The sequence below is a fragment of the Arthrobacter sp. AOP36-F1-5 genome, from assembly GCF_058137995.1.
Map to the genome: position 1 here is coordinate 740,262 of NZ_CM176892.1, position 21,341 is coordinate 761,602.

At 67.3% G+C, this 21,341-nt stretch carries 19 protein-coding genes and 1 riboswitch; of the genes, 7 read left to right on the top strand and 12 right to left on the bottom strand.

The window, feature by feature from the left end; translation table 11 throughout:
- Window positions 1-10 precede the first annotated feature (10 nt).
- Window positions 11-931 (top strand): succinate--CoA ligase subunit alpha, encoded by a 921-nt coding sequence (gene sucD, locus AC3ZI9_RS03360; protein WP_444555441.1) that lies wholly within the window; start codon window positions 11-13, stop codon window positions 929-931.
- 133 nt (window positions 932-1,064) lie between these two features.
- Here sucD and AC3ZI9_RS03365 read toward each other — a convergent pair whose 3' ends face one another.
- Window positions 1,065-1,721, bottom strand: a complete 657-nt coding sequence (locus AC3ZI9_RS03365; RefSeq protein ID WP_444555442.1) for a pyridoxine/pyridoxamine 5'-phosphate oxidase — start codon at window positions 1,719-1,721, stop codon at window positions 1,065-1,067.
- A 126-nt stretch (window positions 1,722-1,847) separates the two neighbouring features.
- Here AC3ZI9_RS03365 and AC3ZI9_RS03370 point away from each other — a divergent pair, with 126 nt between their 5' ends.
- The gene (locus AC3ZI9_RS03370) at window positions 1,848-2,903 is read left to right on the top strand and encodes a zinc-binding dehydrogenase (protein WP_444555443.1); all 1,056 of its coding nucleotides are present in this window, start codon (window positions 1,848-1,850) and stop codon (window positions 2,901-2,903) included.
- Between the two features lie 45 nt (window positions 2,904-2,948).
- On the opposite strand, the gene AC3ZI9_RS03375 is transcribed toward AC3ZI9_RS03370, so the two are convergent.
- The 7 genes from AC3ZI9_RS03375 to AC3ZI9_RS03405 all read right to left on the bottom strand — a co-directional run bounded on the left by AC3ZI9_RS03375 (window position 2,949) and on the right by AC3ZI9_RS03405 (window position 9,636).
- Window positions 2,949-3,284, bottom strand: a complete 336-nt coding sequence (locus tag AC3ZI9_RS03375; protein ID WP_444555444.1) for a hypothetical protein — start codon at window positions 3,282-3,284, stop codon at window positions 2,949-2,951.
- Window positions 3,285-3,523: 239 nt separating this feature from the next.
- Complete coding sequence (locus AC3ZI9_RS03380; RefSeq protein ID WP_444561762.1) at window positions 3,524-4,111, bottom strand: hypothetical protein; 588 nt, start codon at window positions 4,109-4,111, stop codon at window positions 3,524-3,526.
- Window positions 4,112-4,143: 32 nt separating this feature from the next.
- On the bottom strand, window positions 4,144-4,695 hold the full coding sequence (locus tag AC3ZI9_RS03385; protein ID WP_489923842.1) for a hypothetical protein: 552 nt from the start codon (window positions 4,693-4,695) through the stop codon (window positions 4,144-4,146).
- Window positions 4,696-4,727: 32 nt separating this feature from the next.
- Complete coding sequence (locus AC3ZI9_RS03390) at window positions 4,728-5,279, bottom strand: hypothetical protein (protein ID WP_489923842.1); 552 nt, start codon at window positions 5,277-5,279, stop codon at window positions 4,728-4,730.
- A gap of 32 nt (window positions 5,280-5,311) precedes the next feature.
- Window positions 5,312-5,773: a hypothetical protein gene (locus AC3ZI9_RS03395; RefSeq protein ID WP_444561764.1), complete on the bottom strand. Its 462-nt coding sequence runs from the start codon at window positions 5,771-5,773 to the stop codon at window positions 5,312-5,314.
- 104 nt (window positions 5,774-5,877) lie between these two features.
- Window positions 5,878-6,144, bottom strand: coding sequence for a hypothetical protein (locus tag AC3ZI9_RS03400; protein WP_444555552.1), 267 nt, complete (start codon window positions 6,142-6,144; stop codon window positions 5,878-5,880).
- Window positions 6,145-6,246: 102 nt separating this feature from the next.
- Window positions 6,247-9,636, bottom strand: coding sequence for a DEAD/DEAH box helicase (locus tag AC3ZI9_RS03405; RefSeq protein WP_444555551.1), 3,390 nt, complete (start codon window positions 9,634-9,636; stop codon window positions 6,247-6,249).
- 78 nt (window positions 9,637-9,714) lie between these two features.
- Between AC3ZI9_RS03405 and AC3ZI9_RS03410 the strand changes: the two genes are divergently transcribed.
- Entirely contained in the window at window positions 9,715-10,875 is a 1,161-nt protein-coding gene (locus AC3ZI9_RS03410; RefSeq protein ID WP_444555550.1) for an LOG family protein, read from the top strand.
- A gap of 106 nt (window positions 10,876-10,981) precedes the next feature.
- Window positions 10,982-12,199: an SRPBCC family protein gene (locus AC3ZI9_RS03415; protein ID WP_444555549.1), complete on the top strand. Its 1,218-nt coding sequence runs from the start codon at window positions 10,982-10,984 to the stop codon at window positions 12,197-12,199.
- 26 nt (window positions 12,200-12,225) lie between these two features.
- Here AC3ZI9_RS03415 and AC3ZI9_RS03420 read toward each other — a convergent pair whose 3' ends face one another.
- The 3 genes from AC3ZI9_RS03420 to AC3ZI9_RS03430 form a co-directional block, all read right to left on the bottom strand.
- Window positions 12,226-13,374, bottom strand: a complete 1,149-nt coding sequence (locus AC3ZI9_RS03420) for a VIT1/CCC1 transporter family protein (protein WP_444555548.1) — start codon at window positions 13,372-13,374, stop codon at window positions 12,226-12,228.
- 235 nt (window positions 13,375-13,609) lie between these two features.
- Entirely contained in the window at window positions 13,610-13,855 is a 246-nt protein-coding gene (locus AC3ZI9_RS03425) for a hypothetical protein (protein ID WP_444555547.1), read from the bottom strand.
- A gap of 50 nt (window positions 13,856-13,905) precedes the next feature.
- Window positions 13,906-14,016: riboswitch (SAM riboswitch) on the bottom strand.
- Between the two features lie 157 nt (window positions 14,017-14,173).
- Complete coding sequence (locus AC3ZI9_RS03430) at window positions 14,174-15,706, bottom strand: sodium:solute symporter family protein (RefSeq protein WP_444555546.1); 1,533 nt, start codon at window positions 15,704-15,706, stop codon at window positions 14,174-14,176.
- Between the two features lie 166 nt (window positions 15,707-15,872).
- Here AC3ZI9_RS03430 and AC3ZI9_RS03435 point away from each other — a divergent pair, with 166 nt between their 5' ends.
- Window positions 15,873-16,448 (top strand): helix-turn-helix domain-containing protein, encoded by a 576-nt coding sequence (locus tag AC3ZI9_RS03435; RefSeq protein WP_444555545.1) that lies wholly within the window; start codon window positions 15,873-15,875, stop codon window positions 16,446-16,448.
- 6 nt (window positions 16,449-16,454) lie between these two features.
- Here the strand turns inward: AC3ZI9_RS03435 and AC3ZI9_RS03440 are convergent, their stop codons facing one another.
- On the bottom strand, window positions 16,455-18,266 hold the full coding sequence (locus tag AC3ZI9_RS03440; protein ID WP_489924019.1) for an amino acid transporter: 1,812 nt from the start codon (window positions 18,264-18,266) through the stop codon (window positions 16,455-16,457).
- Between the two features lie 352 nt (window positions 18,267-18,618).
- Here AC3ZI9_RS03440 and speB point away from each other — a divergent pair, with 352 nt between their 5' ends.
- Together speB and AC3ZI9_RS03450 are read left to right on the top strand one after the other, a co-directional pair.
- Window positions 18,619-19,605 (top strand): agmatinase, encoded by a 987-nt coding sequence (gene speB / locus AC3ZI9_RS03445; RefSeq protein WP_444555543.1) that lies wholly within the window; start codon window positions 18,619-18,621, stop codon window positions 19,603-19,605.
- A complete protein-coding gene (locus AC3ZI9_RS03450) occupies window positions 19,606-21,327 on the top strand; it encodes a thiamine pyrophosphate-binding protein (RefSeq protein ID WP_444555542.1) in 1,722 nt (573 codons plus the stop codon). It begins immediately after the preceding gene.
- Window positions 21,328-21,341: the final 14 nt, after the last annotated feature.

Here is a 21,341-nt window from a genome sequence, read left to right on the forward strand (position 1 = left end):
GAAAGAAAACATGTCTATCTTCATCAACAAGGATTCCAAGGTCATCGTCCAGGGCATCACCGGCGGCGAAGGCTCCAAGCACACCGCCCGCATGCTCGCCGCCGGCACCCAGGTCGTCGGCGGCGTGAACGCCCGCAAGGCCGGCACCACCGTCACGCACGGCGAGGTCAGCCTGCCGGTCTATGGCGCGGTCGCCGAAGCCATCGAGGCCACCGGCGCGGACGTTTCGATCGTCTTCGTTCCGCCGAAGTTCACCAAGGACGCCGTCGTGGAGGCCATCGAGGCAGGCATCGGCCTGGTCGTGGTCATCACCGAGGGTGTCCCGGTCCAGGATGCCGCCGAGTTCTGGGCACTGGCCCAGTCCAAGGTCGACGCCAACGGCAACCAGGTCACCCGCATCATCGGCCCGAACTGCCCCGGCATCATCACCCCCGGCGAAGCGCTGGTGGGCATCACCCCGGCGAACATCACCGGCAAGGGCGGGGTGGGCCTGGTCTCCAAGTCCGGCACCCTGACCTACCAGATGATGTACGAACTGCGCGATCTGGGCTTCTCCAGCGCCATCGGCATTGGCGGGGACCCGGTCATCGGGACCACCCACATCGATGCCCTGGCAGCCTTCGAAGCCGACCCGGAGACCAAGGCGATCGTCATGATCGGCGAAATCGGCGGCGACGCCGAGGAGCGTGCTGCCGAGTACATCAAGGCGAACGTCACCAAGCCGGTCGTCGGCTATGTGGCCGGCTTCACCGCCCCGGAGGGCAAGACCATGGGCCACGCAGGCGCCATCGTCTCCGGCTCCTCGGGCACCGCGCAGGCCAAGAAGGAAGCCCTCGAGGCCGCAGGGGTCCAGGTCGGTAAGACCCCGTCCGAGACGGCATCGCTGCTGCGCAAGATCTACCCGGAGCAGGCCGAGGCCTCCAACCTCTAGGCACTCCACAGGCCCCCAAGGGCCATGCACGACGACGGCGGTCGCCAGCTTCCTCACGGAAACCGGCGGCCGCCGTTCTCATGTCGTTTGACGGCCCGGATGTCGTGAGCGCTCCTGGCCGCAAGCCCAGTGATCAGGGCTGGAGACGGTGGTGTTCCCAACTCGAGCCCGAACGCACATACTGCAGCCGCAGGTGGTTGCGATCTTCCTGCCCCTGCCAAAATTCCACGCTCGCCGGAACCAACTGCCAGACCCTCCACGTCTCCGGAACCGTCTCAGGTTCCTCCTCCAGCTGCTGACGGGGCGCCGAAAGGGCCCGGTTGAAACTGCCGGGGTCGGTGAGCTGACTGCTCTGCTGGGCGCTCAACGCCACCGTGCGCGCAGCCGGCCCCCGGGCGAGGAAGTCCCGCCGCGCCGCCGGGGCCGGTACCTGGGCCACGGTGCCCCGCACACGGATACTGCGGATCTGTTCCTTCCAATGGAACGTCAACGCAGCGGCAGGACGGGCACCGAGCTGGACGCCCTTGGTGCTCTGCGCCGACCCGGCGAAGGTCCAGGCACCATCGTCGGTCACCCCCTTGAGGATCAGCACCCGGGCATCGGGGAGCCCGTCGGCATCGACGGTGGACAGGGTCATCGCGTGGGGTTCGGTGACCCCGGCGGCGATGGCTGCGGCGAACCAGTCGACAAAAAGGTCCTGCGGGTGTTCGGGGGCGTGGTCCGGGGTGAACGGGGCAGGGGCTCCGACCAATGATCCGACCGAGGCCAGTAGTTCGGGCAGAGTTCTCATGGTCGAACCCTGTCAGGCGGGGAGCCCGGACCACAAGAAGGTGACGGGCGCCGGGGCGGCGGACGGCCCCGGATAGTTCTAGGCTGGAGGCCTACCGTCACCATCCAGTATCCAGGAGTCTTCAGCATGCGCGCCACCATGATCCATGCAGCCCACGACATCCGCGTCGAGGACCGGCCGGAGCCGGTCCTCCAACACCCCACCGACGCCATCGTCCAGGTGGCCGCCGCCTGCGTCTGCGGTTCCGACCTCTGGCCCTACCGTGGGGTCCGCGAGACGAGCGAGCCGCATCCGATCGGACACGAGTTCGTGGGTACGGTGACCGAGGTGGGATCTGCCGTCACGACCCTGGCCGTGGGCGACTTCGTCATCGCCCCCTGGGCCAATAGCTGTGGGGAATGCGCCGATTGCCTCAATGGAGTCCAGGTGGCGTGTGCGCACCGGGCCATCTGGGGTGCCACGGATGAACAAGGCCTCGAGGTCGACGGCGGCCAGGGGGAGGCCGTCAGGGTGCCCAACGCCGACGGGACGCTGGTCATCGTCCCCGGTGTCAGTGAACCCGATGAAGCGCTGCTCAAGTCGCTGCTGTCCCTCTCCGACGTCATGGGCACCGGCCACCATGCGGCGCTGGGGGCCCAAGTGGGGCCGGGGCACAGCGTGGTGGTCGTCGGTGACGGCGCCGTCGGGCTCAGCGGTGTCCTCGCCGCCCGCCGAATGGGCGCCACCCGCATCATCGCCATGTCCCGCCATGCCGACCGTGCGGAGGTCGCGCGCCAGCTGGGGGCCACCGATATCGTCGAGGAACGGGGCAAGGACGCCGCGGCGAAGGTCTCCGAACTCCTCGGAGGCGTTCTGGCCGATTCGGTCCTGGAATGCGTGGGAACCGCCGAATCAATGGACCAGGCGTTGCGCTGCACCCGGGCCGGCGGCGCCCTGGGGTTCGTGGGGGTTCCTGCCGGAGGCGCCGAACTGCCCATCGGGGTGCTCTTCTCCAAGAACATCACCGTTGCCGGCGGTGCCGCCTCCACCCGGAACTACATCCCCGAACTGCTCGAGGACGTCCTGGCCGGGACCATCAACCCCGGTCTGGTCTTCGACGCGGTGATGCCGTTGGAGGAGGCGGCCGAAGCCTACCGGGCCATGGACGAACGCCGGTCGATCAAGGTCATGCTCACCCCCTGACCCAACCTCCTTCCGCGCCCTGATCCCCTGGCCGCTGGTCTCGGATCAGGGCTGGGCGGCCGAAGGTGCCGCGTGGAGATGGAAGAAGGAACGGCCCGCCCGCTCATGGCCGCCGGGGACCAACAGCACCTTGAGTTGTTCGTTGAACTGGACCCCGGTTCGCTGGCCGTCCGTGATCGCTTCCCGCGGCGGTGAGAGGGCTTCCCTGAGGCTGGTGAAGTCGTCACTGAGGAGGAGGTAACCGCGATCCCGGGTGTCGATGCGCACCGTCCCGTTTCCGAGGACGACGACGGCGTCGACCCAGTCCCCGCTGAAACGCGGGGCAGCATGAGCGGGTGGGGCGGCGGGAGCGTGGGAATGATGGCGCAATAAGGTGGGCATGGTCTGCCTTTCGGATCGTCCTTGCCCCTGGCGGCTACCGGGGGCCGCTTCGTCATCCGAACCACCCGACGAACAATCCGTTCGCGGCATTCCTGCCGCTCACAGTGGGGTTGGTGCATGGCCAGTCGGAGCTGTCCGTCGACCGTCCCTGGGGGAGCGGCAGGCGGGGCCATGTCTCGTGAAGCTGATATCAGCCTAGTCGGGAGACCCGACACTTTGTAGGGATGACCCGTCGTCGTTCATCCGAGGCAACACGGAGCAACAAGAGCATCGGGACAGTCGACATCCTGGAGCATCGTTGGATCAGAGGAGCATTCGCTGCCGAACCTGACGGTCGTGCGCAGGTCGTTGGTGCGGTAGGACACGAACTGGCCGGAGGTGAGCTCGGCATTTATCGCGGACGCCTCGCGTTTGGTTTTGCCCGGGATGTAGCTGGTGATCTTCATCCCGTGGGCTTCCAGCACGGATTTCATGTGTTTGATCGCTGCCGGGCCGTCATCAGTGGGGCTCGAGATCACCATCAGCAGCAGTTGATGTGGACCGTCGTCGGCGCCGCAGGGTTTGGGCGAAAACGGGTCGCGGTCATCGGGGGAGAAGGGATCGCCATCGAGGTAGGTCCAGTCGCCTCCGGCTTCGTCGGTGATCTGGGTGATTTCGGTGTAGAAGTCTTCGCGGATGGATGAGGCATCCCGCTGGTCCGAGGCCACGGAGGATGCTGTGGCGTTGGTGGGGGACTCGTCCTGACCGGGTATGCAAGCGGTCAGGGCGAGTACGCACGCCAAGCCCAGGGCTACGGTGGCCGAGGTGGTTCGAAGGGAAGGCGTCATGGGCGAGGGGATCCTTCGCGGTGGGGTGCTGATCAGTTGAGGTCTTGGAGCATCGTTGGATGGGAGGAGCATTCGCTGCCGAATCTGATGCGTGTGCGCAGGTCGTTGGCGCGGTAGGACACGAACTGGCCGGAGGTGAGCTCGGCATTTATCGCGGACGCCTCGCGTTTGGTTTTGCCCGGGATGTAGCTGGTGATCTTCATCCCGTGGACTTCCAGCACGGATTTCATGTGTTTGATCGCTGCCGGGCCGTCATCAGTGGGGCTCGAGATCACCATCAGCAGCAGTTGATGTGGACCGTCGTCGGCGCCGCAGGGTTTGGGCGAAAACGGGTCGCGGTCATCGGGGGAGAAGGGATCGCCATCGAGGTAGGTCCAGTCGCCTCCGGCTTCGTCGGTGATCTGGGTGATTTCGGTGTAGAAGTCTTCGCGGATGGATGAGGCATCCCGCTGGTCCGAGGCCACGGAGGATGCTGTGGCGTTGGTGGGGGACTCGTCCTGACCGGGTATGCAAGCGGTCAGGGCGAGTACGCACGCCAAGCCCAGGGCTACGGTGGCCGAGGTGGTTCGAAGGGAAGGCGTCATGGGCGAGGGGATCCTTCGCGGTGGGGTGCTGATCAGTTGAGGTCTTGGAGCATCGTTGGATGGGAGGAGCATTCGCTGCCGAATCTGATGCGTGTGCGCAGGTCGTTGGCGCGGTAGGACACGAACTGGCCGGAGGTGAGCTCGGCATTTATCGCGGACGCCTCGCGTTTGGTTTTGCCCGGGATGTAGCTGGTGATCTTCATCCCGTGGACTTCCAGCACGGATTTCATGTGTTTGATCGCTGCCGGGCCGTCATCAGTGGGGCTCGAGATCACCATCAGCAGCAGTTGATGTGGACCGTCGTCGGCGCCGCAGGGTTTGGGCGAAAACGGGTCGCGGTCATCGGGGGAGAAGGGATCGCCATCGAGGTAGGTCCAGTCGCCTCCGGCTTCGTCGGTGATCTGGGTGATTTCGGTGTAGAAGTCTTCGCGGATGGATGAGGCATCCCGCTGGTCCGAGGCCACGGAGGATGCTGTGGCGTTGGTGGGGGACTCGTCCTGACCGGGTATGCAAGCGGTCAGGGCGAGTACGCACGCCAAGCCCAGGGCTACGGTGGCCGAGGTGGTTCGAAGGGAAGGCGTCATGGGCGAGGGGATCCTTCGCGGTGGGGTGCTGATCAGTTGAGGTCTTGGAGCATCGTTGGATCAGAGGAGCATTCGCTGCCGAACCTGACGGTCGTGCGCTGAGCATTGGTGCCATAGGAAACGTATTGCCCCGTGGTGCTTTCCGCGTCGACGGAGGACGTCTCACCATCGGTCGTGCCGGGGATATATCCGGTGACCTTCAGACCCCGGTCTTCGAGCACCGACTTGATGCGCTTGATCTCGGCCGGGCCTTCCTTGCTGGGCCCGGAGAGCAGGAGCAACAATAATTGCCGTGGTCCGTCGTCGTCGGCACCGGCGCAGGCCTTCGGAGAGAATGAGGCACGGTCCTCGGGGGAGAAGGAATCGCCGTCGAGATACGTCCACTTTCCACCGGCTTCTTCGGTAAACTGGGCAATCTCGACATAGAAGTCCTCGCGGATCGATAAGGCGTCGCGCTGGCCGGAGGGGGAGGAAGCTGCCGTAGTTGCATCCATGGGTTCTCCTAGGTTGGGGGTGCAGGCGGTCATGGCCAAGGCGCCGACAAGTCCGAGAGCCAAGATGCCGCCGGTGGTGCTGCGGAGGGTCATCCGATGCCTTTCTAACGGGTGGGTTGATCGCGGTGTGTTTCAGAGCGTTCCCGCATCAGGCCCTCTGCCGTCTGCTGGAGGTGTTCCCCTACCCGGCCAGCTGACTCCTGGGTTCCGTCCACGGCGCTGTTTCCCGCTTCCTGAATCCCATCGATGAAGTAGTTTTGCCAATTGCCGAAATCATCACTCACCGTTTTCCCAGTGCTCTGGATGCTATCGACTCCAAAATTGAACTCGAGGACCGTGCGCACGGCGGGAACATCGATTTTCCACGTCATGTTGCCCCCCTCCACCGCCCGAATGCTCCTTCTTCCGGATTCAGGCTAGAAGAAAGCGCGTTATGGGGCGATGGGGAGAACTACCCATGCGCGGGGTGGGGACTACTCGACCAGCAGGTCCCTGATGTCCTGGGCGGTCATGGCCGAGCCGAAGCCCTCGCCGGCATCCATGACCGAGGAGATCAGCTGCCGTTTGGCATCCTGCAAAGCCACGACCTTCTCTTCGATCGTGTCCTTGGCGACCATCCGGTAGACCATGACGTTGCGGGTCTGCCCGATGCGGTGCACCCGGTCGACGGCCTGGGATTCGGCGGCGGGGTTCCACCAGGGATCCAGCAGGAAGCAGTAGTCGGCCTCGGTGAGGTTCAGCCCGAAGCCACCGGCCTTCAGCGAGATCAAGAACACCGGGGCCCGGCCGGATTTGAATTCTTCGATGACCTCGGAACGCCGTCGGGTGGACCCGTCGAGATAGGCGTAGTCGACGCCTTCGTCGTCGAGCCGGGAGGCGGTCTTCTTCAGGAACGACGTGAACTGGCTGAACACCAGGGCACGGTGGCCCTCGGCGAGCACGTCGGCCAGCTGCTCGAAGAGCACATCGAGTTTGGCCGAGGGAACGCCTTCGTATTCGGGATCAACCAACGAGGCATCGAGCGAGAGCATGCGCAACAACGTCAGGGACTGGAAGATGGTGAACCGGTTCTTGTCCATGTCCTCGACCAGGCGCAGGATCTTCTGTCGTTCGCGCTGCAGGTGGGTGTCGTAGATCTTCCGGTGCTTCGGTGCCAACTCGACATTGAGGACCTGCTCCTGCTTGGGCGGCAGATCGGTGGCCACGGCGTCCTTGGTCCGCCGGAGCATGAACGGGCGGATGCGTCGGCGCAATCTGGCCAACGGCTCATCCAGCCCCTGCTTCTCGATGGGGCGCTGGTAGTTCTCCGCGAAGCGCAGTGCCGAAGGGAAGAGGCCGGGGGAGACGATCGCGAAGATCGACCACAGTTCCATCAGGTTGTTTTCCATCGGGGTACCGGTGATGGCCAGTTTGAAGGCGGCGTCGAGATCGCGGGCCGCGTGGTGGGCCTTGGTGGCCTTGTTCTTCACGAACTGGGCCTCATCCAGGATCAGACCGGACCACCTCTGTGACTGGTAGGCCTCGGAGTCGAGCCGGAAGAGCGTATAGGAGGTGACCACGACGTCGTTCTCCGCAGCGATGGCTGCCAGCGGACGGGCGGCCCGGCCCTGGGTGTCGGCGATGGCGGCCACCCGCAGGTCGGGGGCGAAGCGCGCCGCCTCATCCGACCAGTTGGCCACCACCGAGGTCGGGGCAACCACCAGAAACGGTCCGGGCACGGAGGTGGAGGACGAGGCCGGGGTCCCGGTGGCAGCGTCGGATCCGCCGGTGGCATCGGGGGCGGAATCCCACTGGTCCTTGGCATGGAGGATCAAGGCGAGGGCCTGCACGGTCTTTCCCAGGCCCATGTCATCGGCCAGGACGCCGCCGAGGTTGTTGCGCCACAGCATGGCCAGCCATTCGAAGCCCTGACGCTGGTACGGACGGAACGTTGCCTTCAGCCCGGCGGGCAATGCCGGCGGATCGGCCTCGGCGACATCCAACAGCGAATTCACTCCGGCGTACCAGGAATCGGGGCCCTCGGTGACGGTGGCGAGCTCCTCGAGCTCTTCCCAGAGGGAGGCCTGGTAGCGGGTGATCTGCAGGTCGGAGTTCTTGTCGTTCAGGGTCCCGGCCTCGGCCACGAGGTCACGCAGCCTGTCGAAGAGCTGGTGCTCGAGGGAGAAGTAGGTCTTATCGGGCATGAGCATGCGGCTCTGCCCGCGGGAGAGGGCCCGCAGGACGTCGGCGAAGGGGATGCGGTGCTCCCCGACGGCGACGACCAGGCCGAGGTCGAACCAGTCGCGTTTATCCGATTCAACGGTGGTGACCGTCAGCTCGGGGGACTCGGTCAGCTCACGGTAGGCCGGGGGCTGACCGGTGACCCGGACCTCGAGGCCTTCGACCTGTTCCAGCAGCGGCAGCGACCGGCGGATGAAGTCCACGGTGTCCAGCCCGCGCAGGGTGCGCGGGACCAGGGCGCGACCGGCCAAGGTGGGGGAGTCCTCGACGGCGTGCAGGGCGGCGTCCTCGAGGGCCGATTCGGCCTCGACATCGCGCAGGTCCGCATCCACGGGGCCATGCCCGTAATCGAAGTCCCAGGCCAGCTCGGCGGTGTCCCCGCCGGGGTAGGTGACCTCGAGGATGAGTTTGGGCGGCAGGATCCCCGGCAGCTCGACCGAATCGTCGGCGGCATTGATGGCCAGCCGGCGTCCCAACCGCGGGTAGACGGAGGACATGAAGTCACCGACTTCCTGGGCGGGAACGACGACGGTTTCGGGCTGGTGCAGCAGGGCCACCTCGGCGGCATCGAGCTTCCGTGCGGTGGGCGCCAAGACGATCAGCTCGGCATCCTCCCGGGCCGCGTAGACGCCGTGGTTGCCGATGGCCCCCACGGGGGTCTCGGGGGACAGCTCGAGTTCCTGCCCGTCGAGACTGAGCAGGGGAGTCAGCCCCAGGGCCCCGTCGTCATCCTCCGGATGCCCGGCCGTGAGGGAGACGGAGGCGGTGTCGGCCAGCCGGATGGTGGTGGCGGACCGGGGGCCGATGAGCCGGATGCCCAGGGATTCGGTTTCATCCAGCAACGACCAGAGCAGCGGGGAGGAGAATTCGTCCAGGTAGAGCCAGTCGTTGTCCTCACCGAAGTAGAGCTGCCCGTTGGCGCGGTAGAGCGGGACGAACTGGCAGAACCAGCGATGCTGTTCCTCATCCAGGTTCAGTCCGTAGGTCTTGAAGCTGATGGTGTTCCAGCGCAGGTTGCCCCGGACCCAGCGTCCGTTGCCGGACCGGACCATGGGGCGCACGCCCAGGCGCCAACGGTGTCCGGAATTGTTCTGGTGTCCGACCCCGGAACCGGGAGCCCACTGCCGGTGGGCGACCTGGGTGGTGTCCTGGAGTTCGAACTGCAAGGCCAGGGGCTGGAGCTGGTGGCGGTCCGAGCCGCCCCGGGACCGGGCCCCTGCCCGGGGCTGCGGTGATCCGCTGCGGCCGCCGGCGCTGATCAGCGAATTCAGTGTGTCCTGCCAGGCGGGGACCTTCACCGGGGCAGCGGTGTTCTCGAAGAAGACCCGTTGGGCACGCAGGTGCAGGGTGTTCGAATAGATCAGCAGCGCGGCCGCGTGCTTGCAATGGGTGCCGACCGGGCAACTGCACCAGGTTTCGCCGACCGTCCACTCCCCCTTGCGGTCCACGAGGGCCACCGAGGTGCTGTAGGGCTCCTCCTCGGTGCCGATGACCCGGGCGGTCAGCCGGGGGTCCCCGGCGCTGAATTCCAGGTCCAGGACGTGCTCCGCATTGGCATAGCCCTTCCCACGGGTGAACGCCGCACCACCGACCACACGGAGGATTTCGCGGGCGTCAACGAGGGGAAAATCGGATTCTGCCATCCTCCTATCGTTTCACGTCCCGGCCCCTGCCGACGAACCAGGATGCCGGGCCGCCCGCTGTCGCCGTAGGGTGTGCTCATGAACTCCTCGCCGGCGATGCAGACACCGCCCCGTGAGCTGGACATCGACACGGTCGACCAGTTCGATTCCCGCACGAAGACCAGCGGTGTCCCGATGGCCGGTTGGCATTGCCAATCATTGGATCTGCGTGATCGTGGACGGGCGTTGGAGCGGTCCGACGTCTCCGGTGCCGTCTTCCTCGGCTGTGATCTGCCGCCGGGTTCCATCCCCGGTCTACGTCGCCGCGGGGCCCTGGTCTTCCCCGATCTGCCCGGGCTGCCGTTCGATCCGTACCGCGGCGGGCTCTACACGGCACAGGACCTCTATGCGGGACTGGAGGACCACGCCTACGAGGACACCCCCGATGCGCGCATCTATGCCTGGAGCCGCCACCGGGGTGCCGGTCGGGGCGGACTGAACATGGCCCTGGCCACCACCTTGCACGACCATGCGGTCGGCGTGGCCCTGGAGCAGCTGCTGGCCGGTGCGCACGACGGCGATGCCCCGGGGCGGATCCCCGGCCGCGGGGTGGTCGGGGTGATGGGTGGACACGCGGCCGAACGCGGCACCGCAGGGTTTCGTGACGCCGCCTATCTGGGACGCAGCCTGGCCCGCGCCGGGTTCACGGTCGCCACCGGGGGCGGCCCCGGGGCCATGGAGGCCGCCAATCTCGGGGCCTACCTCGCGGCGGAGGAGGACGAGGTCCTGGAGGCGGCCATCACGCGGCTGGCCGCCGCCCCGTCGTTCCGTCCCTCGATCTCGCAGTGGGCGCGCGCCGCGCTCGCCGTGCAGGAAGACCATCCCCGGGGAACACCCACGGTGGGGATCCCCACCTGGTTCTACGGGCATGAGCCGCCGAATCTGTTTGCGACCCATATCGCCAAGTTCTTCGCCAACTCGATCCGTGAAGACGTGCTGCTCAAGGCCTGCACCGGAGGGCTGGTGGTGCTGCCCGGGGCCGCCGGAACCGTGCAGGAGATCTTCCAGGATGCCTGCGAGAACTATTACGGAACCGCCAGGACCCAGACCCCGATGATCCTGGTGGGCCGGCGGCATTGGACCCGTGAACTGCCGGCCTGGCCGCTCTTGGAATCCTTGGCCGAAGGCCGGGACATGGCAGCGGCCATCCATCTGGTGGAGACCCCCGAGGCGGCCGTGGACATCCTCGCCGGCGGGTGACCGGCCCGCCGGGGGGCCCGGGCCCGGGGCAGGAGCCCCGGAACCCGTCGGCGCAGCGCCCGGTGAGATCCAGAGGATCGGCAGCTGCGCTGGGTAGGCTGGCGCTATGGACTCGAATCCCTATCTCGTGACCCGGCAGCGCCTGGTCCAGGCGCCTCCCGGGGCCATTTTCGAACTACTCGTCGACCCGTCGAAGCATCCGCTCATCGACGGCTCCGGCACGGTGAAGAGCGCCCGGCAGGACGAACCCCAGCGGCTGGCACTGGGCTCCGAATTCGGGATGGACATGCGCCTGGGCGTGGGATATCGGATCCAGAACACGGTGGTGGAGTTCGAGGAGAACCGGCTGATCGCCTGGCGGCATTTCAACGGCCACCGCTGGCGCTACGAATTGATCCCCGCCCCGCGGGGCACGCTGGTGCGTGAGACCTGGGATGCCTCGCGGCTGAAACGTCAATGGCCGCTGAAGGTCATGGGGTTCACTCGCAGCACCCCGGTGAACATCGAACGCACGCTGGATCGGTTGGCCGACTATTTCGACCCCAATACGCCGCGCCCCCCGGAGCCGGAACCACCGCGTCCCTCCCCGCGGAAGCCCCGCGCCAAGTCATTGACCCCCGCCCAGGAGGCGAAGGAGGCCGCCCGGAAGCAGGCCCGCGCCCAGAAGGCGGCGCAGCAGGATGAGGAAGGCGTTGCGGCCCAGGCGGCCAAGGCCGAACGGTTGGTGCTGGCGGAGGAAGCCGAGACCGCCCGTCGGGCGGCCCGGAACGAACGCACCGCCGAGGCCCGCCGCGCCCGTGAACTGAAGGAAACGGAAAAGACCGAGCAGGCCGCCCTGGCCGAACGCGCCCAGGCCGAGAAGGTCGCGGAACAGGAGCGGGTCGAGGCCGAGAAGGCGGCAGAGGCCGCCCGCGAGGAGCAGGCCAAGGCGCAGAAGGCGGCGGAGCTCGAGCGGGCCCAGGCGGAACGGACCGCCGCCGCCGAACGGGTCAAGGAGGAGAGGGCGGCCCGGCAGGAACACGAACGCCGGACGAAGGCCGCGCGGGCCGAGGAGGCCGAGGCGGCGAAGACCCGGAAGAACGCCCCGCAGGTGCCCGTGGAGCCGTTGCCGCCGATCGGGGCGACCCCCCGGCCGTTGACGACGACCCCACGCCGGCCCGCACGCGAGATGATCGCCGCAGCCAAGGCCGGACGGCGGGATGCTCCGGCCCCCGGGCAGGGCACCGAACCGGCCGGCGAGCCGGACACGCAGGAGCCGACCCCGCCCCCGGCGGGGGACCGCCGCCCCGTGGCCGCAGCCCGCCGGATGCGCCGCGCCAGCTGAACGGAAGGGGCCGGGTTCTGCGGGTCCTAGCCGATGTTCCCGCCGAAGAGCAGGCCGAGAACGTAGGTGACCCCGGCGGCACCGAGGCCGATGGCCAGCTGCCGGAACCCGCGTTTGGCCGGGGAGGCGCCGGAGAGCAGTCCGACGATGCCCCCGGTCAGCATCAACGCGACCCCGACCAGGAGCAGGGCCACCAGCAGGGCTGGCAGCCCGCCCATACCGAAGAGGTAGGGCAGGATCGGGACCAAGGCCCCCGAGGAGAAGAAGCAGAAGCTGGAGGCGGCGGCGCCGAAGGCGGAGCCCAGGGCCTCGTGTTCGTCGCCGCCGGTTTCGGTTTCGGGCACCTCGGGTTGCAGGGACAATGAGGGGTCGCAGTCGCAGCTGAAGGTCCCCAGCCGTTCGGCGGCCCGGTGCTCGGCGGCCTCCCGGCTCATGCCGCGGGCCCGGTAGACCAGGACCAGTTCGTTGGCCTGCAGGTCCAGGTCCGGGGCGGCGATGAGCGTGATCTGGGTCGGTTGGGAGGCGGTGAGCAGTTCGCGCTGCGAGCGGACGGAGACGTATTCCCCGGCGGCCATGGACAGGGCGCCGGCGAGCAGGCCGGCGACCCCGGCAAAGAGGACCAGCGCGCTGGACACCCCGGCGGCGCCGATGCCCATCACTAGGGCCAGGTTGGAGACCAGCCCGTCGTTGGCCCCGAAGACGGCGGCCCGGAAGTTGCCGGAGAGCCGGTTGCGGCCGCGGATCGCCAGCCCGCGTACGACTTCCTCATGCACCAGCTCATCGGCGGCCATCTGAGCGGTGGCGTCGGCGTCGCTGTCGTAGGGGGAGGCGCCCTCGGCCCGTTGGGCCAAGGCCAGGACGAAGACCGAGCCGAAGTTGCGGGCCATGAACCGCAGCATGACGCGGCTGAGCGAGGGGCGTGCGGTCTTCCGGGCATGCTCGCCCAGAAGATTGGACCAATGCTCCTGGTGGCGGGCTTCCGCCCGGGCCAGACCCAACAGGATCTGGCGTTCCTCGCCCTCACGGCGTTTGGCCAGGGTGAGGTAGATGGAACCTTCGACGCGTTCGTCGGCCAGGTATTTGCGCCAGCGCCGGATCTCGGCGGGCGTGGGCTCCCTACGCGAGGCCTCCGCGGCTGGCGGATCGGCGTCGGGGGAGGGGGCATCCGGTGTCATTGGGCGTCCTTCAATCGGTTCGTATGTCCCCGCGGTGGTGCGGGACTGCCGGTCAAAGGTCGGTGGGTGGCCACGAGCCTCGGACCGCCAGTGGCGGGCCGAAGGTCTCGTTCGCCCGGCGTGGTGCCGGGTGGAATGCCGGACCGCCGGGAGGGCGGTCGGTATGTCGACAGGTCCTCGTCCACCCGTGCCGGATCAACGATCCAGCGCGGGTGGGGTGTGGAACTACTCCCCTTCAGCCGACCAGCATACCCGAGGGAGCCTCGGCGCGGTCGCGGACGGGCAGGCGTTCAAGGAAGAACACCTGTGCTTCCCCGTCGGGGCGGTGTGCCCGGGGAATACGCACGGTCAGTGCGCAGGAGTCGGATTCCCAGACCGGTCGGCCGGCCGTGTTGGCCAGCGCATGGTCGAGATCCTTGGGGTGGGGCGCGATGAAGCGCTCCCAGTGACCGTCCACGTTGAGGCAGACGGTGCCTAGCATCGAATCGAAAATTGGAAGGACGGAGACGCTTTGCGCCACGGATTTCCTCTCGTGCGTTCTTACCCAACACGTTGTCGTGCGGGCCGCTTCTTCATCCGAACCACCCACGAACCTGGGGTTGGTGCGCGGGTAGTCGGAGCTGTTGCCCGCGTCTCATGAAGCTTTTTGCCAGCCTAACGTGATTGCCGGGGCAACCCAAGCTGTGTTCCACGTCATTCCCGCTGCATCCCAGCGTTGGTGCGGCTAGATTCGTGTTCGACATCTGCTCCCCCGGGAGCACTGTCACCCGGGGGGAACGAGGACGACGCCGGGGCGGGTTCAGGCTTGCTGATCGGCGGAAACGCCCTCCATGTCGACCCGTCCGGCGACCCGATCCGACCAGTGCCGGGCCACTTCCGGGCGGGTCGGCGGGGAGAGCAGGCTGAACAGGACATAGACCACCAACGAGGCGCCCAGACCGTAGTAGATGGGCTCATTGGCGTAGACCCCGGAGAACTTCTCGGTGGACAGTGCCTCCAGGGTGATCATGGTCGTCAGGGTGACCAGGGTCCCTGCCGCCATGGACAGGGCGGCGCCGATGCCGTTCCCGCGCTTCCAGAGCAGCCCGCCCAGGATCGCGACCAGCAGCCCGCCGACCAGGATGTCGTAGGCGATGGTCAGGGCGGCGACGACGTCGTTGACGAGGATCGCCAGGATGATCGCCACGGCCCCGAGGCCCAGGACCCAGTACCGGTTGGCGGCGACGTCGTGCTCGGGGTTGCGCCCGGTGTTGACCTCGATCTCCTTGCCGAACCAGCTGGCGACGAAGGGGGTGACGTCGTTGCGGGCCACGGTGGCCGCGGCGATGAGTGCGCCGGAGGCGGTGGACATCATGGCCGCCACGGCGGCGGCCAGGACGATCCCGCCGACGGCCACCGGAAGCAGGGTCATGGCGACCTCCGCGTAGACGACGTCCTTGCCCAGGGCCTCGATGTCGATGCCGGGCAGGGCGACCCGGGCGGACATGCCGATGATCGCCCCGGCGATGCCGTAGATCACGCAGTAGATGCCGGCGGTGGCTCCGCCCCAGCGGGCCACCTTGGGGGTGCGGGCGGTGAACACCCGCTGCCAGATGTCCTGGCCGATCAACAGGCCCAGGGTGTAGACCACGAAGTAGGTGATGATCGTCTCGGCGCCCAGGCCGCCCCAACTGAAGAATTCATCGCGGGCCCGTTCGGGGATGCCGGCGGAGATTCCCTCGAAGCCGCCGGCCGCCGAGAGGGCGAAGGGCAGCATCAGGGCGAAGACACCGACGGTCTTGATGACGAACTGGACCTGGTCGGCCAGGGTGATGGACCACATGCCGCCGATGGTGGAGTACACGAGCACGATCGCCCCGCCGACGGCGATGGCGAGCCAGCGGTCCCAGTCGAAGAGCACGACGAAGATCGTGGCGTAGGCCCCGGTGGAGGTGGCACAGAGCATCAGCGTGTAGGCCAGCATGACCACCGCCGAGGCGTTGGTGGCGTGTTTGGAGCCGTAGCGCAGGGTGAGCATCTGGGAGACGGTGAAGATCTTCAGTCGTTGCAGCCGCGGGGCGAAGAACATGCTCAGCAGCAGCACCCCGATGCCGATGGCGATGACCAGCCAGGCGCCGGAGAGGCCGAATTCGTAGCCCAGGCCGACGCCGCCGACGGTGGAGGCGCCCCCGAGTACGACGGCGGCCATGGTTCCGGTGTAGAAGAAGGGGCCGAGTCGGCGCCCCGCGACCAGGTAGTCGCTGCTGTTCTTGGTGCGGGACTTGCCCCACCAGCCGAACGCGAGCATCGCGATCAGGTACGCGATGACGATCGCGATATTGATGATGTCCATGGGGAACCTCTGGTCGGAAAAGGGAGGATGATCAAAAAATGATGTTTACAGGTAAACATCTGTTGCCTACTAAGCTAAAGTGATCTGGCTAACAGGTCAATTGGCCTATGCTGTGTGACGTAATGCAGCACCTACATCCATTGTGAAGACCCGGAGTACACCGCCCATGAAGGCCTTGCCCGTCGAGCCCAGCAACGCCCCGATTGCCATCGGTTCGAAGATCCGGGCGGCGCGTCATGCCCAGCGTATGACGATTGAACAGGTGGCTGAATCGACCGGGCTGACCAAGGGCTTCCTCTCCCGGGTCGAACGCGACCTGACCTCGCCCTCGGTGGCCTCGCTGGTCACGTTGTGCCAGGTCCTCTCGGTGTCGGTGGGGGAGCTGTTTGCCCAGCCCGAGACCCATGTGGTCCGTTTCGATGATGCCCCGCGGATCTCGTTGGGCGGGCACGGCATCATCGAACGCCTGGTGACCAGTCGGTCGGAGAAGCGGCTGCAGGTCATCCGCGCCGTCATCGAACCCCATGGGCAGGGCGAGGACGAACTGTATTCGGTGGATTGCGAGGTCGAGGTCCTGCATGTGGTCTCCGGGCGCTTCATCATCATCTTCGCCAATGAACGCTTCGAGCTCGAGGGCGGCGATTCGGTCACCTTCCCGGGCCGCGAACCGCATTCGTGGATCAACCCCACGGAGGAGGAAGCGGTGGTCCTCTGGACGCTGGTCCCTGCCGCGTCGAGGTAGCCGGGTTCAGCCGACATGGACCCACGGGCGTCGCTGCAGATCCGGTTCGGCCTCACGGAGCACCTCACGGGTCAACGGGGCGATCTCCCCTTGCCCCAACAGCAGGAAACCCAGCAGGTTGCGCACCGGTGAGCCCTCGGTCCAGCGGAAGTACAGATGCGGCATGATGCCGTATTCGTCGCGGATGCCCAGGCAGATCGCCGCCAGTGCCGTGCGGACCGAGGGGGCGGTGGCCTCCAGGACCGCATACCCGTGCCGCAGCGTGCCGCGGACCAGCACGTCCTGGGCGAAATCCGAATAATCACCGATGCCGATTTCGATGAACACCGGCTTCGCCGTGACCGGCAGGTGGCTGGCCGTGCGGGCATGCTGGAGCTTATGGCGATAGCGTTCGGCGCTGAACCTGACCGGCTCGTGGGCGATCAGGTTGACCGAGGAGGCCTCGGCGGCGGCACTCAACAGCGTGTGGGCCGCGACGTCGAAGGAAACGGTCGTGGCCCGTAGTTCCGTGGAACGGCGGAAGCGGGAAATGAAGGAGACGAAGAGGATCGCGATGATGAACAGTGCCGCGATCCGCAGCCCGTCGGGACGTTCGATGACGTTGGCGACCGTCGTATAGGTGAACACGAGGACGACGAGCGAGAACAGGGCGCTGCGCAGGGGTTGGCCCCGACGGTGGGCGGAGATCGCCACGGCGACCGCCGCGGACGTCATCAGCACCAGGACCCCCGTGGCGTAGGCGGCGCCCTGGGCGTCGACGCTGGCGTCGAAGGCGAGGGTGACGGCGGCGGCGATCAAGGCCAGCACCAGCACCAGCGGGCGGTTGGCCCGGGCCCATTCGGGGGCCATGCCGAAGCGGGGTAGATAGCGGGGGATGAGGTTGAGCAGGCCGGCCAATGCCGAGGCGCCGGCGAACCAGAGGATGAGGATCGTCGACAGGTCGTAGAGGGTGCCGAAGCCCTGACCGAGCTGCTCATGGGCCAGATAGGCCAGGGCCCTGCCGTTGGCGGCCCCGCCGGGTTGCAGGGCGTCGGCGGGGACCAGCCAGGTGGTGACCACGCAGGAAACGACCAGCAGCACGCTCATGGTCACCGCGGCGGTCGTCAATAGTTTCTTCGCCCCGGCGATCCGCCCCTCGGGGGCCGCCTCGGTGTCGTCGGCGCGGCCACGGATCTGCGGCATGACGGCGACCCCGGTCTCGAAGCCGGAGAGGCCCAACGCCAGCTTGGGGAAGACCAGCAGGGCCATGGCGATCATGAGCCAGGGACTGGCATGGCTGCTGCTCAGTGTCGTCCACCAATCACCGACGGGTCCGGGGGAGGCCGCGACCCGGACCAGGCTGGAGGCCAGGACGACGACGCTCAAGGCCAGGTAGAGGCCCACCAGGAGGACGGACAACGAGATGACTTCGGTGAAACCGCGCAGGAACAGCAGGGTCAGCAGGGCCAGCAGCACCAGGGTGATGGCCACGTTCTGGCCGCCCAGAAATGCCGGGGCGAAGGGGTTCTCGATGATGTGGGCGGTGGCATCGGCCGCGGAAAGCGTCATGGTGATCATGAAGTCCGTGGCGGCGAACCCCAGCAGCACCAGGACCAGCACCTTGCCCTTCCAATGCGGCAGCAGTCGTTCCAGCATGGCGATCGAGCCCTGGCCGTGGGGGCTTTCGGAGGCGACCCGGCGATAGATGGGCAGCGCGGCACCGAGGGTGACCGCGACGAGGACCACGGTGGCCAGGGGAGCCAACACCCCGGCGGCCAGGACGGCGATGGCCGGCTGGTAACCCAGCGTGGAGAAGTAGTCGAGCCCCGACAGGCACATGACCTTCCACCAGGGCTGGCCGGCCACCCGGGAGGGGCGGTCCTGCCAGGGGGCCTCGGGGTGGGCGACCGCCGAATCCATGAGCCAGCCACCGAGGCGCCCGCCGGGCGCCGAAGCGCCCGCGCGGCCGCCCGCGCGTCGAGGGCCTGCTGCACTGCTCATGAACCCGAACACTACGCCTGCCGGGGGCCTGTGAGGGGTCCGGGATCATCACGGTCTGGACCTTTCGGGCGGAACCTCGCCGGGCGTCTTGACTGTGCCACACACCACAAATAGCATGGAAGGCAACGAAAGTATCTTATTAGGCAACCATGGGCGGGATCGTTCAGGGGGCCCGTCGAGAAGGAGCAGCATGGAAGAGATCCGCGTCGAGGCCAATGGAAAGATCGGCCCCATCGATTCATCGAAGATCCCGCGCTTTGCCGGACCGGCGACCTACGCCCGTCTGCCGCGACTGGACCAGGCCCCGGAGGCCGGCATCAAGGTCGTCGGGGTCCCCTTCGACGCCGGGGTCTCCTACCGGCCCGGGGCGCGGTTCGGTTCCAACCATGTCCGGGAGTCCTCCCGCCTGCTGCGGCCCTACAACCCCGCCATGGACCTCTCCCCGTTCGAAGAGGTCCAGGTCGCCGATGCCGGGGACATGGCCGTGAACCCCTTCAACATCAACGACGCCATCGAAACGATCCAGCAGAACGCATTGGACCTCACCGCCGACGGCTCGACGCTGATGACCATCGGCGGGGACCACACCATTGCCCTGCCGTTGCTGCGCGCCGCCTCCGAGCGGGCCGGGGAACCGGTGGCCATGCTCCACTTCGACGCCCACCTAGACACCTGGGACACCTACTTCGGGGCCGAATACACCCACGGCACCCCGTTCCGCCGGGCCGTCGAGGAAGGGATCCTGGATACCGAGGCGATCTCCCATGTGGGAACCCGTGGACCGCTGTACGGTAAGAAGGACCTCGAGGATGACAAGCGCTTCGGCTTCGGCATCGTGACCTCCTCGGACGTCTACTACCAGGGGGTGCGTGAAATCGTCGATAAGCTGCGCGACCGCATCGGCAACCGGCCGCTGTACATCTCCGTGGACATCGACGTGCTCGACCCGGCTCATGCCCCCGGCACCGGCACCCCCGAGGCCGGCGGCATCACCAGTCGCGAACTGCTGGAGATCCTGCGCGGGATGCGCGGGATGAACCTGGTCGGAGCCGACCTCGTCGAGGTGTCCCCGGCCTACGACCATGCCGAGATGACCGGCATCGCGGCCTCCCACGTCGCCTACGACCTCGTCTCGCTGATGGCGGATAAGCGAACCACCGAGCAGAAGGATTCCTAAGTGCCCGACACCCTGCAGAACACCCCGGAAACCTCCGGGAACACCGCACCGCGCAACGGCGGCGACCTGGCGATCGAGACCCTGAGCGGACTCGGGGCCCGCACGGTCTTCGGCATCCCGGGCCAACACGCCCTGGGCCTGTTCGATGCCCTGTCCCGGTCGGACCTGGACTTCGTCTCCTCCCGGGTGGAGAACAACTCGGCCTTCGCCGCCGACGGCTACTCCCGCGCGACCGGTGAGGTCGGCGTCCTGTTCCTGTCCACCGGCCCCGGGGCCCTGACCTCGCTGGCCGGTCTACAGGAGGCCTATGCGACGGGCGTGCCGATGGTCGTCATCGCCAGCCAGATCCCGTTGGACGGCCTCGGGGCCCGACGCAAGGGCATGCTCCACCAGCTCGACGACCAGAAGGCCTCCGCCGCGAACGTCACCAAATCCCAGCGCACCGTCCACCACGCCTCGGGGATCCCCTCGGCGATCCAGGACGCCTGGTCCGACGCCATCACCGTGCCGCAGGGGCCGGTCTGGGTCGAGGTCCCGCAGGACGTGCTGCTCTCCGAGGTCTTCGTCCCGCCGGTGGTCGACGCGCTCGCCGAAGCCTACGAGCACCCCCCGCGGGTGGAACTGATCGAGGAAGCGGTCCGCTGGCTCGGCCAGGCCCACCGTCCGGCGATCGTGGCCGGTGGCGGTGTCCGCCGGGCAGGGGCCCAGGCCGAGCTGCTGCGCGTGGCCGAACAGCTCCGCGCCCCGGTGATCTCCTCACCCGGGGGCAACGGTGCCTTCCCGTGGGAACACCCGCTGAGCCTGCAGTCGTGGATCGAGGACCGTCACACCACCGAGGTCCTCGAGGACGCCGACGTGCTGATCGTCATCGGCTCGGCGCTGGGCGAAGTCACCTCCAACTACTTCACCCTGGCCCCGCGCGGACGCATGATCCAGATCGACGCAGAACCCCGGGTGCTGGAATCCAACAGCCCGGCACTGGGCATCCGTGCCGACGCGAAAACCGCCCTGCGCTTCCTCTCGGACGCCCTGGAGGTCCAGCGCACCACGGGAGCCGGACGCGACGCGGAATCCGTCGACTGGCACGGAAAGACCCCCGAGCAGGTCGTGGCCGAGACCCTGGACCTGGTGAGAGCACGCCTGGACGCCCAGGATCTGGGCATGGAACGGCAGTTCATGGCGGACATCCGGGCCGCCGTCCCGGCTACGATGCAGACCTTCTGGGATATGACGATCGCCGCCTATTGGGGGTGGAGCTGCTGGGATGCCCGCGAGGGCGGGTTCCATTCGGCGCAGGGTGCCGGCGGCCTGGGATATGGGTATCCCGCGGCCATCGGTGGTGCCGTCGGTCTTGCGGTGGATGGGAAAACCGGGATCGATGGGCGCGTGTTGGCCGTCTCCGGCGACGGTTCGGCCATGTACTCGATCGCCGAGCTGGCCACCGCCAAACAGCACCACACGGCGGTGACCTGGCTGATCGTCGACGACGGGGGCTACGGCATCCTGCGCGAATACATGGAAGGGGCGTTCGGCAAGGCCACGGCCACCGAGCTGTCCCGGCCTGACTTCGTGGCCCTGGCGGAGTCCTTCGGTATCCCGGCGCGAGCCGTGGCCCCCGAAGACATCGCCCAGGCCCTGGAGGAATCCTTCGCGGCGGATGGCCCGAACGTCATCGTGGTCCAGACCCTGCTGAAGATGTTCGCCCCGACCCACCTGGACTAAGCGTCCGGGAAGGT

Excerpts from the sequence above, each read along its gene's own strand:
- AC3ZI9_RS03430 (WP_444555546.1), bottom strand. The coding sequence starts at position 15,706 with ATGGACATCATCAATATCGCGATCGTCATCGCGTACCTGATCGCGATG.
- sucD (WP_444555441.1), top strand. The coding sequence starts at position 11 with ATGTCTATCTTCATCAACAAGGATTCCAAGGTCATCGTCCAGGGCATC.
- AC3ZI9_RS03365 (WP_444555442.1), bottom strand. The coding sequence starts at position 1,721 with ATGAGAACTCTGCCCGAACTACTGGCCTCGGTCGGATCATTGGTCGGA.
- AC3ZI9_RS03370 (WP_444555443.1), top strand. The coding sequence starts at position 1,848 with ATGCGCGCCACCATGATCCATGCAGCCCACGACATCCGCGTCGAGGAC.
- AC3ZI9_RS03440 (WP_489924019.1), bottom strand. The coding sequence starts at position 18,266 with ATGTGCCTGTCGGGGCTCGACTACTTCTCCACGCTGGGTTACCAGCCG.
- AC3ZI9_RS03425 (WP_444555547.1), bottom strand. The coding sequence starts at position 13,855 with ATGCTAGGCACCGTCTGCCTCAACGTGGACGGTCACTGGGAGCGCTTC.
- AC3ZI9_RS03405 (WP_444555551.1), bottom strand. The coding sequence starts at position 9,636 with ATGGCAGAATCCGATTTTCCCCTCGTTGACGCCCGCGAAATCCTCCGT.
- AC3ZI9_RS03400 (WP_444555552.1), bottom strand. The coding sequence starts at position 6,144 with ATGACGTGGAAAATCGATGTTCCCGCCGTGCGCACGGTCCTCGAGTTC.
- AC3ZI9_RS03380 (WP_444561762.1), bottom strand. The coding sequence starts at position 4,111 with ATGACGCCTTCCCTTCGAACCACCTCGGCCACCGTAGCCCTGGGCTTG.
- AC3ZI9_RS03415 (WP_444555549.1), top strand. The coding sequence starts at position 10,982 with ATGGACTCGAATCCCTATCTCGTGACCCGGCAGCGCCTGGTCCAGGCG.
- AC3ZI9_RS03395 (WP_444561764.1), bottom strand. The coding sequence starts at position 5,773 with ATGGATGCAACTACGGCAGCTTCCTCCCCCTCCGGCCAGCGCGACGCC.
- AC3ZI9_RS03385 (WP_489923842.1), bottom strand. The coding sequence starts at position 4,695 with ATGACGCCTTCCCTTCGAACCACCTCGGCCACCGTAGCCCTGGGCTTG.
- AC3ZI9_RS03390 (WP_489923842.1), bottom strand. The coding sequence starts at position 5,279 with ATGACGCCTTCCCTTCGAACCACCTCGGCCACCGTAGCCCTGGGCTTG.
- AC3ZI9_RS03420 (WP_444555548.1), bottom strand. The coding sequence starts at position 13,374 with ATGACACCGGATGCCCCCTCCCCCGACGCCGATCCGCCAGCCGCGGAG.
- AC3ZI9_RS03435 (WP_444555545.1), top strand. The coding sequence starts at position 15,873 with ATGAAGGCCTTGCCCGTCGAGCCCAGCAACGCCCCGATTGCCATCGGT.
- speB (WP_444555543.1), top strand. The coding sequence starts at position 18,619 with ATGGAAGAGATCCGCGTCGAGGCCAATGGAAAGATCGGCCCCATCGAT.
- AC3ZI9_RS03410 (WP_444555550.1), top strand. The coding sequence starts at position 9,715 with ATGAACTCCTCGCCGGCGATGCAGACACCGCCCCGTGAGCTGGACATC.
- AC3ZI9_RS03375 (WP_444555444.1), bottom strand. The coding sequence starts at position 3,284 with ATGCCCACCTTATTGCGCCATCATTCCCACGCTCCCGCCGCCCCACCC.